We start from the raw sequence: 13,298 nt of genomic DNA, 5'->3' as shown, positions 1-13,298 counted from the left end.
TATCGGCGGGGGCATTAGCGGTTGTTGATGCGTAGTTGAGTCTATCTGTTGGTGGTCCGCGAATCAATGTTTGGCATCGATTCAAGCTCTTGCAAAGAGATATGGCAATTACTGCACTCGGTTGCGAAGTATCGTCCGGCGAATATCGAACCGCATTTTGGGCACCGCGTGCAAGCACCAATCCACAGCGAGATGATCCCGGCAAATGCACCAAATGACACACCGACAAAACCGACGATCAGTAGCGGGTAACAAATGACCGCAATAATGCCAACCATGCCAAATAGGATTTCGCAAAACCACAAGCACGCGACTGAGACGCCTAGGATCGCTGCAAAATAACCTAAAATCCGCAGGAAGAACCAAAACGGCTTCCAGGGTGCAAATGGCCGCGATTTTCTCGAATCCGGATAAGGATGCATCGCATTTCCTACTCCAAGCAAAACAAAAACTCTTGCCGCTTGCCACCAACTTGCATCGCCGTGCGATGGAACATCTGCCCGCCGCAGATGGCCGGGCTGGCGAACGAATCACGGCCGAGTTGATTCTCGGCGACGATTTCCAAGCGTTCGGGATTGGGCTTAAAGACGTAATGCGTGCCCAGTTCATTCGCCCAATAGATATGCCCGCCAGCGAGCACGGGGGACGAACTAACCGGGCCTTTGAGTCGTTGCTTCCACATTTCTTGGCCGTCGCTGGCCCGCCAACAGAAGAGAATGCCGTTGTCGGTCAGGGCGTATAAATGGCCGCCGGTCGTAATCATCGACTGCTCGTAGCATTTTTGATTGTTCTTCCAAACTACCTGACCGCTGCCGTCGGCTTTAACGGCGATCGTTTCGGATTGAGGGTAGCCGCCACTGGCGAAGACAATGTCGCCGTCCCATACGATCGTGCCGCAGGTTGCAGCGGCACAGCCAGCTGCGGTCCACAGTGGTTTGCCGGTCGCCGGATCGTACGACGCGATTTGCTGCGAACCACTCAGCAGCAGTTGATCCTTACCGGCAATGTGGCCGATCACCGGCGTCGAAAAGCTGATGCTGCTCGGCCGCTTGGTGCGCCACACTTCAGCACCGGATGCGCGATCAAAGGCCGCGAGAAAGCTCGTCTTTTCCCACTCGCCGGCGATGATCACCGTGTTCTGGTACAGAATGGGCGAAGGTGCATAACCATATTCATAGCGCTGCGGATGAAAGTCGCCAACGAACTTCTGCCACAACTTTTTGCCGTTCAAATCGAGCGCCGTCGCCTGCACCTGCTCGTGATGATAAAAGGTCACGAACAGCCGCTCGCCATCGCAGGCTACCGAGGGAGTCGCTTCGGTATTTTTCGCGTGGTTGTCGTCCGGGAAACCGCCCCGGCTGATCTCCGTCTGCCAAAGCTGCTTGCCCGTTGTCCGGTCGAAGCAGAGAGCGGCATGAATTTGCTGCGCTTCGTCGGCCGAGGTCAAAAAGATCTTATTTCCGACGACAATCGGGGACGAGTGACCGCGGCCGGGTACCGGGACTTTCCATTTCACGTTTTGTGAATCGCCAAATTGAATCGGCGCTTTCCCCACGGCGATGCCATTCCGCTGCGGCCCCCGCCACCACGGCCAATCGTTTTCTGCCGATAACTGGGGAAAATCGGCGACACCCTTTTCTTGTGCAAACGCCACAGAACCCATCGCGAACGGGCCAAGCAACAGGAAGAGAAGAATGCTACGAAGTGGGGAAGCGTTAATCATGGGGAGAACCTGGCGGGTGGATGCGTGAGTAGTGAACGGGGCATACAGATCATAGCTATAACGGCGATTCCGCCACAACCTTTCAGCAACGATCGGGGCGGCCGTAAACCGGGTGTAGGGTGGGCCGAGTTTCACGAGGCCCACCCTACGCGGGAACACCGGTTTCCAAACTTCACCCCAGCGGGTTCAATGAGGGCGGTTCCGTCCTCTCGCCCCTTTGCTTGTCCGCCCATTCATGGATGCTACGCCCGCGCCGTTCGAAACCGAACTCCCCAGTCGCTATGTCGTGGGAATCGACCTGGGGACGACCAACTCAGCGCTTTGCTACGTAGATACGCAGGAGAAGAACGGGCCGATTCGGGTGCTGCAGGTTCCGCAGCTTGTCGCCCCGAGCCAGATCGAGCCGCGCGAAACGCTGCCGTCGTTTCATTACCAGCCTCCGGCGGGCGAGATTCCCGCTGGCGGTTTGAAATTGCCTTGGGATACTGCTGAGCCGGCGAGTTGCGTCGGTGTGATGGCCCGCGATTGGGGTGCGCAGGTTTCTGGCCGGACGATTTCATCAGCCAAGAGTTGGCTCTGTCATACGGGCATCGATCGGACCGCCGATGTGCTGCCGTGGCATGCGGCCGAGGATGTCGAAAAACTATCGCCGGTTGCCGCGAGCAGTCGTTATCTCGCGCACCTCCGGGCAGCCTGGAATGCCCGCTTCAAGACCGAACCGCTCGAGCAGCAAGATGTTGTCCTCACGCTGCCGGCGTCGTTCGACGAAGTGGCTCGCGAATTGACGGTGCAGGCCGCGGCCCGGGCGGGACTGCCGCGGGTGGTATTGATCGAAGAACCGCAGGCGGCGTTCTACGCTTGGATCAACAAGCACGCGGCGAATTGGGAAGAGCGCGTCACTCCTGGGCAGAAGATCCTCGTCTGCGACGTCGGCGGTGGCACCACCGACTTCACGCTGATTCGTGTCCGCCGCGGCGAAGGGGACCGCGTCCAGTTTCACCGCGTCGCCGTCGGCGATCACTTGATTCTCGGCGGCGATAACTTCGACCTGGCACTTGCGCAGCATCTCGAAGCACGCTTTACCAAAGGGGGCAAGCTGCAGCCGCGTCAGTGGGACATTCTGCTGCGGCTGGCGCGGCAGTTGAAAGAAGAGATGCTGGCCGACCCGGCCCCCGAGCAGCGCAGCGTGAGCTTGCCGACGACGGGCTCGAAATTGATTGGCAGTAGTTCGTCGCTGACGGTCACCCGCGACGAAGTGCGGCAAGTCCTCGTCGAAGGTTTTTGCCCGCATGTGAGTTTGAACGACAAGCCCAGCGCGCGGCGCTCGGGCTTTCAAGAGTTTGGACTGCCGTATGCCAACGACGCGGCGATCACGCGTTATCTGGCCGCGTTTCTTACTGCGCATCGCAATGTCGCGCTCGACGATGTGAATCTGCCTGCCGGGCAAGATCCCGCGCGGCCCGACGTGCTGCTGTTCAACGGCGGCGCATTTCTTTCGAAATTGCTGCAGCAACGCGTGGTCGATGTGGTGACCAGTTGGTTCAGCACGCCAGAGAAACCGTGGCAGCCAACCGTTCTGGAAAACGACCGGCTGGAATTGGCCGTGGCCCGCGGGGCCGCCTATTACGGCATGGTGCGGCGTGGGCAAGGTGTGCGGATCGCAGCTTCGCTGGCGCGGACGTATTACATCGGCTTTGAATCGGAGCCGCCGTCCGCGATCTGCCTGTTACCTGGCAATGCGGAACCGGGACAGGAAGTGGTCCTCGACCGCCCGCTGGAACTCCTCGTCAGCGAACCGGTCGAGTTTCCGCTCTATGTGTCGAGCACACGGCTTGCCGATCGTCCGGGCGAAGTCTTTTCCGTCGATCGCGAACAAATGACGCCGCTGCCACCGATTCGCACCGCCCTGAAGACGCGTCGCCGCAGCGAGCGGGGCATGGTCTCCGTCAAGCTGCATGCCATGCTCACCGAAATCGGCACCCTCGAACTATGGTGTGCCGAGCAGCGGGGCGAGCGGAGTTGGAAGTTGCAGTTCGATGTTCGTTCCACGACGCAAACCGATCTGACGGCCCATCAATCGGCAGCCGAAGAAGAAGGCTTTGTCGACGAGCAGACCTGGGCCGCTTGTCAGCAAGTGCTGGAAAATGTCTTTGGCCCGGGCAGCACGGAGAAGCCAGACTCGCTGATGAAAGGGCTGACCACCGCGCTGGAAATGGATCGTGCCGATTGGCCGACGTCGCTCCTCCGCCGCTTGTGGGAAGCACTCCTCGCGCTCGAAGCGGGGCGAAAGAAATCGGCCGTTCACGAAGCCCGCTGGCTTAACTTGCTTGGCTATGCACTGCGTCCCGGTTATGGCCTGGCGGTGGATGATTGGCGCGTTGCCGAAACTTGGAAAACCGTACAAGGCAAACTGGCACACGCTGCTGCGAGCAGCAGGACGGAGTCGCTCATTTTGTGGCGGCGCATCGCCGGCGGCTTCTCAGCCGGTCAGCAGCGGGCGATCGCCGAGCCACTTCTGGCGCTCGTCAGGCAATTGCACAAGCAGAGCACCGCCGGCGGCAAGCAGGCCGCGGCATTTAGTGTGCAAGACTCCATTGAGGTCCTGCGGCTCCTCGGTTCGCTCGAGCTTCTGCCCGGCACTATCAAGCTCGAACTGGGGACGCTGCTCGTTGATCTGCTGCCCAAGAAGAAGCTGGAAGGAATTCGCCCGGCCATGCAGTGGACGCTCGGCCGCCTTGGCGCTCGGCAGCCGATGTATGGCCCACTCAACACGGTCGTCGCCGCGGACGTTGCGGCCACCTGGCTCCATGCGCTGCTGCAAATCGAAACGCCCGATGCGCAAACGGTCTTTGCCGTCGTTCAACTAGCCCGCAAGACGGGCGACCGCTATCGAGACATTCCCGAGCTCATTCGCGACCGCGTCCTCGCTTGGCTCGAACAACAAAACGCAGCGGCCCACATCTTGGAACTCGTCCGCGCTGGTGGCCAGCTCGACGTCGAAGAACAGTCCCGCGCGTTCGGCGAAAGCTTGCCGAAGGGCTTGCGCTTAGGCGGCGCGTAAAAAGCCATCGAGCGATGCAGTCACAGTGAGCCGGAAGCGTCAGCGGCGCGGAGAGTACAGCAGGAGATATCAAGCAAATACTCTCCGCGCCGCTGACGCTTCTGGCTCCGGGAAATTATTTCTTTGGCGAACTTGAATTTCGCTGATTGAATTTCCCCTAACGGTGCTATATCATCCGCCCAATGGTCGGCACGGGGCGAGTGCTGCACTCTTTTCACTGTTAGTTCGTTCGAACCATCTCGTCCTGCGTCAGCCTGTTGCCTGAGGTTCTGTCCTGGTTGAATTTTCCCGCGCGTCTCTCCATTCGGCAGCGCCAGCGGGCAATGATCGGGGAGGTTGAGCGATGCGCAGATCTGTTGGTATTCAGAACCAAGGTGTTCGCGGCTTCACACTCGTGGAACTGCTGGTCGTGATTGCCATTATCGGCGTCCTGGTGGCGCTGCTCCTGCCGGCGGTGCAAGCGGCCCGCGAGGCTGCCCGGAGAGCACAGTGTACGAACAATCTGAAGCAGATTGGCGTCGGACTACACAACTATCACGACACGTATCAGACGCTCCCTTCGGGCTGGATCATGAAGGCGGGGAACGAGGCCGAATGGGGCTGGCCCGCGTTTCTGCTGCCGTACATGGAACAGCAGGGACTGTTCGAGAAAGCGGGCGTGAGTGAGCGCCGCCTGTGGGACGTGGTGAAAGACACCACCCAGCAAAAGTTCCTGCAAACCAAATTGAAAATGTATCGCTGCCCGTCAGATATCACGCCCGCACTTTCGCCGGCTGGCAAGAGCGGACTGTCGTGCCATCGACACTTTGAATGCAATGGTTGCGACATCGATTTCGAGATGGCGACCAACAATTACATGGGAAACGGCGGCTTCTTCGACCCCAACGGTGTAAACGGGCACAACAACGAAGAATTGCGCACGGGCATCCTGCATGCGAACAGGGCTTACGGCATGAAGGATATTGTCGATGGCCTGAGCCAAACCTTTGCCGTTGGTGAGCGCGATTTCCGTTGTCGCGCGGGAGTTTGGGCTGGTTCGCGCAATCCGCCGGGGCCCGATATGTGGGGCTCGTATCATTTGCGCGGGCGAGTGAGCGTCAAGCTAAACGACCCGCGCCAGCCGCCCACGTTCTGCAGCGATACGTCCTGCACCGAGGGCTTCGGCAGTTTGCATCCCGGCGGCGGTATGTTTTTGTTCTGCGATGGCAGTGTGCACTTTATCAGCAACACGATTCACTACGACATCAGCGCGGGTGACCCGCAAAGCACCACCGGCAGCCCGCTTGATGTGACAATGCTGGGTGCCTATCAGCGGCTGGGCATGCGCAACGACGGACAACCGGTGGCCGGCTACTAAGCGACAGGATCTTGCTGCATGAATTGGCTGGGTACTTCAAAGCAACTCGGATTCTCCGTTTCCATTTGTTTGTCTTCGGTTCTCGCATTTGCCACCGGCTGCCGTGAAGCGGACTTTGGTCGCGTCAGTGGCAAGGTCACGCTCGATGGTCAGCCCCTCGAGTTTTGCACGGTGGAGTTTCAGCCCGAAGGTGGCTCTCCTGCCTATGGCGTGACCGATGAACAGGGAAATTACGTCCTGCAATTCACGAACGATCAGATCGGCGCACTGGTCGGTAAAAATGTCGTCCGCATCACCAGCTTTCGTGAGTCGAAACCGCGCGAGCGCGAACGGGTGCCGACCAAATACAATCGCCAATCCGAACTGGTGCGCGATGTCGGCCCGGGCAATCAAACTCTGAACTTTGATCTGGTTTCCAAGTAGGCTCTGCTATTTGGACCATCACGGGCCGAGCATTGCTCTCACTGGCGAACCGTACGAGCGCTTGACTTCGCGCGCGGGCCTCTCCAGACTAAGCGGCTCGTAACGAGTTCATCCGCTCTCTTTCCGGAGATTTGCCCATGCGTTCCACTCATTGGCTGGCCGCCGCAGCACTGCTGCTCGGCCTGCTGCCTGTCACTTCGTCTTTTGCTCAAGAGAAAAAAGCTGCTGAACCAAAGACGGCTGCATCCAAGGCCGACGCGCCGAAGAGCAAAGTTGTCGAACCAAAAGCACCTGCCAAAAAGGCTCCCCCGGAACGGCTCGCACCCACGGTTGCCAATTATGAATACGGCAAGGACAGTGAACGTCAACGCTTTGACTTCTGGCAAGCCAAGAGCGACAAGCCCACGCCGGTCGTGCTGCTGATTCACGGTGGCGGCTGGAAGAACGGCGACAAGACCGGTTACGGTACCACCACGATCAAGCCTTATCTCGATGCCGGCATTTCGGTCGCCGCGATCAACTATCGCTTTATCGATCAGGCCATGGAACAAAAGGTTGTGCCGCCGGTGAAGGCTCCGTTGCACGATGCGGCCCGCGCGCTGCAAACCATTCGCTCGAAGGCGAAGGAATGGAATCTCGACCCGACTCGCGTCGGCGCGACGGGCGGTTCCGCTGGCGCTTGCACATCGCTGTGGCTCGCATTGCACGATGACCTGGCCGACCCCAAGAGCAGCGATCCCATCGCCCGCGAATCGACCAAGCTGCAAGCAGCAGCCGTCAGCGGTGCGCAAACTTCGCTCGATCCCAAAGAACTGCGCGAATGGATGCCCAACGCCATCTACGGTGGCCACGCCTTCGGCTTTGCCGGACCGGGACGCGACCGCGCCGCCGAGTTCGACCTGCTGATTGCCAATCGCGACCAAGTCATGCCCTGGATCAAGGAATATTCGCCGATCGAACTCGTCAGCAAAGATGATCCGCCGTTGTTCCTCGACTACACCGGCAAGAGGCCGCCGGTGCTCGGCGAATCAGCTCCGGACCCAACTCACTCGCCCATGTACGGCGTGAAACTGGCCGAACGCTGCAAGCCTGCCGGCGTGCAGTGCATCGTGCAGTACGAAACGGCTGAAGATAAGGAGTTCGGCACCGTCGCCAAGTTCCTCATCGCGAAGCTGACTGGCAAATAAGTGTCCTCCCTACTCCTAACTCCCTCTCCTCGCCCTGTTTTCGAAAAGACGGCCGGGGAGAGGGTTGGGGCGATGGGCCTGCCCCCTGAAGTCACAAAGAGTCTTGTGAGAATGGAATCCTAATTCATGATGCGCAACTTCACGCTATTCTTCATTCTCCTGCTGCCCAGCCTGCTTGCCGCTGGCGAACCACTCAAACTCGCCATCTTCGACGATAACAGCTACAGCCGCAGTCGCGAAAAGCTGATCGCGGCGTTGGAACGGTCGAAAGATTTTGAGTTTCAGAAGATCACGGCCGAGCAGATTCGCGCTGGTGAACTGAAGCAGCCGTTTGCTGTTCTGATCGCTCCCGGCGGCAGCAGCAGCTGGCAAGGGAATGTGCTGGGCGAAGATGGTCGGGCGAAGGTCAAGCAGTTTGTGAAGGATGGCGGTGGCTACGTCGGCATTTGTGCCGGAGCTTACCTGGCGACCTGCGATTACAAATGGTCGCTGCATATTCTCAATGCCAAGGTCATCGACAAGCAGCACTGGGCCCGCGGAATTGCTGACCTTGAAGTTTCTCTGCCCGAACCCGGCAAACAGTTGCTCGGTGAATCGAAGGATCGGCTCACGCTGCATTATCATCAGGGTCCGCTGTTAGCCCCTGCCGAGAATAAAGAGTTGCCCGCTTATCAAGAACTCGCGAGGTTCGAAACCGAAGTCGCGAAGAACGGCGCTCCGATGGGCGTGATGGTCGGCACCTCAGCCATCGTGAGTGCGGAGTACGGCGCGGGGCGCGTGTTGTGCTACAGCCCGCATCCGGAAATGACCGAAGGACAAGATGCACTCTTGTACGCCGGCATTCGCTGGTCGACGGGAACGAAGAAGTAACCATGTCGCAGTGGGCCGAGTTTCTTAGGAAGTTGAATCCAGCCGGCACAACGTCGCTCGTGGCCATCTGGCGCATGTCGGACGGCAAGTCACTCATCAAGCTCATCCCGCCTGCCGAACTGATCGGCGAAGAAGAACTCGCGGCCGATCCGGAGTTCAACTACAAGCTCTACGAAACGCTGGAACTCGAATTCGACCAGCAGACGCCAGGGCAGGGGAGTGGCGGCGCTTTCGGCGCAGCAGAACTCGAAGCCATCGAACAGGCGGCCCGCACCAGCGGACTCATCTATCGCCGCAAGCCCGAGCGCATCATCGTCCGCTCGCCCTACACCTGTTAAAGCTCCTTCTACGCTTGCTCATTGTGCTACTGTCACGCGACAGCTTCTAGGCACGGTAGTTGCTTATTTTTTCGTCATCCGGGGGAAATACAACCAAAGTGATTCCGCTCCCGCAGGAGATTCGTCATGCGATGGTATTACTACGCGCTGATTTTTGCTGCCTTTTTCGCCGGATCGATGCATGTCGAAGGGCAAGACCGGGTGTTCGAAGGACCATGGAAAACCACGAATCGCAAACTCGACGGCATTATGACCGCCGTAGTGAAGGATTTAGGCGATAACAAAATGCAGGGACGCTTCTATGGCATCTGGCAAGGTGTCCCCTTCGATTACACGGTGAAGTTCATAGGGCCGAAATCGTCGCTGCAGGGAACGGCGGTCATCGACCATGCTGACTACACCTGGACCGGTGTGATCGATGACGAGTCACCGGCCATGTTTAAAGGGAAGTTCGGCGGCTCGCGTTATGCTGGCCACTTTGAATTGAAAGAAAAGAAAACCTCCAAACCCGTCGTAACGACCGCAGCAGCGACGAAGACGAGCGTCGATCGATAATTCAAATCACATAACGATTAACCGCGCCGCGCAATTCGCTTGCCATTGGTTTGACAGATATCGGCGATTCGACCCGAGGAAGTCAGCGCGAGGTGATACCGCTGATTTCCTTCCAGCCGATGCACGCTGATGTGGTACGACTCGCCAAAATTGGCCAGATAGGGCCGCTCTTCCGATCGAGTGACTGGGCGAAGCTTGCCCCAGGAACCATCGCCCAAGTAGAGCACGCCATGCTTGTCGTACAAACCGTCCTTGAGCGGGTGCGTGCGCTTGAATGTGTGGTCGTGATGTTCGAGCACTGCATCGACGTTGTACTTCTCGAACAGCGGGCACCAGTACTTGCGGTTCTCCTTGCCCGTATTCTCAAACGAGCGATGCGAGGGATAAGCAGGCACATGATTGGCCGCCAGCAAATGCGGCAGCGACTGCCGCGACTTGAGAGCATCTTCCAGCCAGCTTGTCTGCGCACCTTTCACCGGCGCGATGTGACCAGTATCGAGCATCACCAGGCTCAGATAGTCGCCGAAGTCGAGCACACCATAGGTCGAGTCGTGAAAAATGCCGTCGAAGACCGAGAGATAGTGCGGCGCGATGGGCTTTCTCGTCGCAAGCAAATTCGTCCCCAAGATGCCGCTGGTCGTCACTTCATGATTGCCGATGCAGGTGACCATGGGGATCACGCGCCCCTGCGAGTCCCGCATCGTCTTGCTGTAGTTTTCGAGGAACGTCAAAAACGTTTTGGGGGACTTGCCATTGTCGTAGGCCAGATCGCCGCCGATGAACGCGAACTGCGGATCTTGCCTGGCCGCGAGCAGGTTGGTCTCGAGCGCTGCCGAACCCGTGCCACAGTCGCCGCCGGAAACAAACTGGATGGTATTTGTTGCTTTCGCCGGCATCGTGCGGAAGCGATAGTTCCGCTTTGAGTCGTCGATCCGAAATTGATAATCGGTATCGGGCTTTAGGCCCGTCAGTTCACAGCGATGAACTTTCAAGGTGGTATCGGGAAACGGCTTGGTCAAAACGCGGGCCACCAGGCTGTCGCTCGACTTATGCAGGCCGTAATGAATGACTGACTTCTGCTCGGCCAGCCCGATCCATTGAATGACCATCGTCGTGGTGGGGTCGGTCCACCAGGTGAGAAACAGCGACGTCGGTTCGCCGGGAATACTGGCCGACGGCAAGACCAACGCCTGCTTCTTTTCACTCGACTTGCTGTCGGCAGCAACTGCCAGCGAACTGCTCAGCGACCAGCCCGCAGCGGAACCCAGTGAGGCAATCAGAAAATGACGGCGATCGAACTGGGACATTGCAACTACATCCAGACAGGCGGAGCTTTATAGCGGAGGAATGAATCTCGACTATGACGACCCTGCGGAGGAGTTGCAAGCGCGCGGTCGGCGGTCGGGAGTCAGAGGTCAGAAGGCAAGTGCCTGAACTCCCTCTCCTCGATACTCCGGGGAGAGGGCCGGGGTGAGGGGCCGCGCCGCAAATAGGCTTGATTTCTCGTCCACCTTCACGAGAACAACCGCCATCATCGAGCTGACCGCCACCATCTCGCGCTGCAGAATACCGACCGCATCACCGCTATTCATGGTAGTCTTTCCTGCAGAACTCCAGAGCCCAGGCAGAGGACCGGGATATGCGACCCTCCGATGGTTTGTTCAACGTCATCCTTGATCGTTTGACGCCAATAATGCAGTCCTATTCCACCCCAATATTGGCGGCATACGGCGGCAAGGTCTATCAGCATGCGACAGGAACCTTGTTCGCGTTCGGCTCTCATCGCTTCCTAGTGACGGCGAGCCATGCGATCAAGCAGTATTTAAGAGGCAAACAACACTACAAGGACCTTGTCCTTCTCGTTGAGAATGGGGCAGGAAAACTCGTTCGGTTATACGGACAATACAACGCAACAGAAACCGCGAATGATACTTCCAGTAACCAACACGCAGCAGATGGCGACGATCTCGACATCGCCGTTTGGAAGTTGCACGAAAAAACCATCGACTCTCTCACGGGAAAGTCCTATTTAAATCGGGGCAGCATTTCCATATCCGCAGATGTTACATCTGGGGTGTACTTCCTGGTCGGTTATCCAACGGAGTGGTCGTCGAGTGATCTGAATGCACTCATGATCAACTTGACTCCAATGCCCTTAATTACTGGCCCACTCGAAGCGCCCGAGAGAGTTCCCTCGTTCAATCCCAATTTACACATGCTGATGGACCTCGATCCACCAGCACCTTGCCCAAAGAGCCTTGAGGGGATTAGTGGCTGCGCGGTATGGCGACTTTCAACAACTCAACTGTCACCTGCTTGGACCCCTGATGAAATGAAGGTAGTTGGCATCCAAACGGGAATCTTCTCGAAGCACGGTGCAATCAAAGCAACCAAATGGAAGTACGTAATCCGATGCCTAGTTCAACTCGTTCCAGATATTCGGGACGCTTTTAAGTTGTGGCTTCCAGGTGAGGAATAGAGCCTTACCAGGTATCTGGATCGGCCATGGGCGGCAGGTGCGAGGCGGCGAGGCTTCTGGGGATGATGTTGGTTCGCTTGGGTGAGGCGTTTACTGCCGGGCTGATGTACTTCACTTGCTCGAAGAGCAGAGCGCCGCGGCCGTCGCGTTCGGGGAAGCCGCGGTCCTTGAGTGCCGAGTCGGGGTCAGGGTTAATGTAGAACCCTGGCCATTCGCGGTGGGTGTCGACATCGGCTTTCACGTGCTCATCGTAGCCGCTGGTGATGGTCTCGGCGTAGTTGTAGCTTCCCTCGTAGGGTTCTTGCAGAACGACCCGGTTGCGGAGGTACTTCCACTCGCACACTTCGGCGACCGTGCTGTCGCCAAAGATCCAGCCTTTGGGGTTGGTGAGAACAAGTTCCCGCGACCCGCCGGTACCATCGGGCGAGATCAGCTTGAAGATCGGCATCATCATTTGCGGTTTGATGTAAGCCGCGACCTTCTTGCGATTGTTGTTCTCTCCAGAGTAGTGATAGATGGCGGCTGCGGTCGCCATCTGCAGCCAATCGCGGTTCTGCTTGTCCTTGTACACGGCCCCGTGCAGCGCATGCCATTCCATCAGGCTTCGTTTGACCAGATGCTTGTAGTAATTCGTCCCCTCCCGCTGCGAGTCGTAACGCATCAGGAACTTCGGTGTGACGTTGAAATAGTTGCGGAGGCGGCTCGCCCAGCACGGAATCCCCTTCGGGAAAACTGTCGCCCAGCCTCCTTGGGTATTTTGCACGGCCGTGAGGACTTGCTCGGCGTTCAGGTCGTACCAGTTGCGGTAGTCGCGAAGTTTATCGGGTGACATGGGGGCTCTCCGGCAATACGGCAGGGGGAAGCAGCTTGATGTTCTGAACTGTCGCCTGGCAGAGCTTGTTCGACACTGCTAAAGCCGTCAGAAACACGGATCGCAGGGGGCGATGGAAGGCAGGGGATGAGATCATCCACTAATTTGCCAAGCGTGAATCGCAGCCGTTTGTTACGCTGGCCGCGACGTAGGCCGTTGAGACTGGCTCTCTCACTTAAAGTGGTTTTGAGGTAACGTAGCGCCGCAGGTTGGGCTGAGATTACGTTGAATTCCGGCAGACTTGGCCACAAACCTTACCGCAGAAGTCTGGGGAAGACATGGGTGAGTACACGCCGCGTCCGCGCAATTGGCCCTGGTCCACCTTTCATCGCTGGGTCGAACTAGGACATCACGATAACGATTCGGGAGCGGCCTACGAGCCACCAGACCTGCCGGGAGATGCCGGTGAGTAAAGGCCAGAAGATACAGTCGCC

The 13,298-nt window shown here is 58.1% G+C and carries 13 protein-coding genes; 9 read left to right on the top strand and 4 right to left on the bottom strand.

What is annotated here, in order from left to right:
- Positions 1-430: 430 nt before the first annotated feature.
- The gene (locus ETAA8_RS12785) at positions 431-1,723 is read right to left on the bottom strand and encodes an outer membrane protein assembly factor BamB family protein (protein WP_145088513.1); all 1,293 of its coding nucleotides are present in this window, start codon (positions 1,721-1,723) and stop codon (positions 431-433) included.
- 235 nt (positions 1,724-1,958) lie between these two features.
- Here ETAA8_RS12785 and ETAA8_RS12780 point away from each other — a divergent pair, with 235 nt between their 5' ends.
- From ETAA8_RS12780 to ETAA8_RS12750, 7 genes are all read left to right on the top strand, one after another.
- Positions 1,959-4,784, top strand: a complete 2,826-nt coding sequence (locus ETAA8_RS12780; protein ID WP_145088511.1) for a hsp70 family protein — start codon at positions 1,959-1,961, stop codon at positions 4,782-4,784.
- Positions 4,785-5,127: 343 nt separating this feature from the next.
- Positions 5,128-6,141, top strand: a complete 1,014-nt coding sequence (locus tag ETAA8_RS12775) for a DUF1559 domain-containing protein (RefSeq protein ID WP_145088509.1) — start codon at positions 5,128-5,130, stop codon at positions 6,139-6,141.
- Between the two features lie 18 nt (positions 6,142-6,159).
- On the top strand, positions 6,160-6,564 hold the full coding sequence (locus tag ETAA8_RS12770; protein WP_145088507.1) for a carboxypeptidase regulatory-like domain-containing protein: 405 nt from the start codon (positions 6,160-6,162) through the stop codon (positions 6,562-6,564).
- A 137-nt stretch (positions 6,565-6,701) separates the two neighbouring features.
- Positions 6,702-7,751 carry an alpha/beta hydrolase gene (locus tag ETAA8_RS12765; protein ID WP_145088505.1) on the top strand — a complete coding sequence of 350 codons (1,050 nt, stop codon included), beginning with the start codon at positions 6,702-6,704 and terminating at the stop codon, positions 7,749-7,751.
- Positions 7,752-7,877: 126 nt separating this feature from the next.
- On the top strand, positions 7,878-8,621 hold the full coding sequence (locus ETAA8_RS12760) for a BPL-N domain-containing protein (RefSeq protein ID WP_145088503.1): 744 nt from the start codon (positions 7,878-7,880) through the stop codon (positions 8,619-8,621).
- 2 nt (positions 8,622-8,623) lie between these two features.
- On the top strand, positions 8,624-8,959 hold the full coding sequence (locus ETAA8_RS12755) for a hypothetical protein (RefSeq protein WP_145088501.1): 336 nt from the start codon (positions 8,624-8,626) through the stop codon (positions 8,957-8,959).
- 126 nt (positions 8,960-9,085) lie between these two features.
- Entirely contained in the window at positions 9,086-9,514 is a 429-nt protein-coding gene (locus ETAA8_RS12750; protein WP_145088499.1) for a lipocalin/fatty-acid binding family protein, read from the top strand.
- Between the two features lie 17 nt (positions 9,515-9,531).
- Here ETAA8_RS12750 and ETAA8_RS12745 read toward each other — a convergent pair whose 3' ends face one another.
- On the bottom strand, positions 9,532-10,821 hold the full coding sequence (locus ETAA8_RS12745) for a purple acid phosphatase family protein (protein WP_145088497.1): 1,290 nt from the start codon (positions 10,819-10,821) through the stop codon (positions 9,532-9,534).
- Between the two features lie 108 nt (positions 10,822-10,929).
- The gene (locus ETAA8_RS34600) at positions 10,930-11,106 is read right to left on the bottom strand and encodes a hypothetical protein (RefSeq protein WP_202921796.1); all 177 of its coding nucleotides are present in this window, start codon (positions 11,104-11,106) and stop codon (positions 10,930-10,932) included.
- Positions 11,107-11,153: 47 nt separating this feature from the next.
- Here ETAA8_RS34600 and ETAA8_RS12740 point away from each other — a divergent pair, with 47 nt between their 5' ends.
- Positions 11,154-11,993 carry a hypothetical protein gene (locus ETAA8_RS12740; protein ID WP_145088495.1) on the top strand — a complete coding sequence of 280 codons (840 nt, stop codon included), beginning with the start codon at positions 11,154-11,156 and terminating at the stop codon, positions 11,991-11,993.
- 4 nt (positions 11,994-11,997) lie between these two features.
- Here ETAA8_RS12740 and ETAA8_RS12735 read toward each other — a convergent pair whose 3' ends face one another.
- Complete coding sequence (locus ETAA8_RS12735) at positions 11,998-12,825, bottom strand: hypothetical protein (RefSeq protein WP_145088493.1); 828 nt, start codon at positions 12,823-12,825, stop codon at positions 11,998-12,000.
- 317 nt (positions 12,826-13,142) lie between these two features.
- Here ETAA8_RS12735 and ETAA8_RS35585 point away from each other — a divergent pair, with 317 nt between their 5' ends.
- Positions 13,143-13,277: a hypothetical protein gene (locus ETAA8_RS35585; RefSeq protein WP_261343632.1), complete on the top strand. Its 135-nt coding sequence runs from the start codon at positions 13,143-13,145 to the stop codon at positions 13,275-13,277.
- Positions 13,278-13,298 lie beyond the last annotated feature (21 nt).

The sequence above is a fragment of the Anatilimnocola aggregata genome, from assembly GCF_007747655.1.
Classification (GTDB): Bacteria; Planctomycetota; Planctomycetia; order Pirellulales; family Pirellulaceae; genus Anatilimnocola; species Anatilimnocola aggregata.
This window is presented reverse-complemented; position numbering and strand designations above follow the sequence as displayed.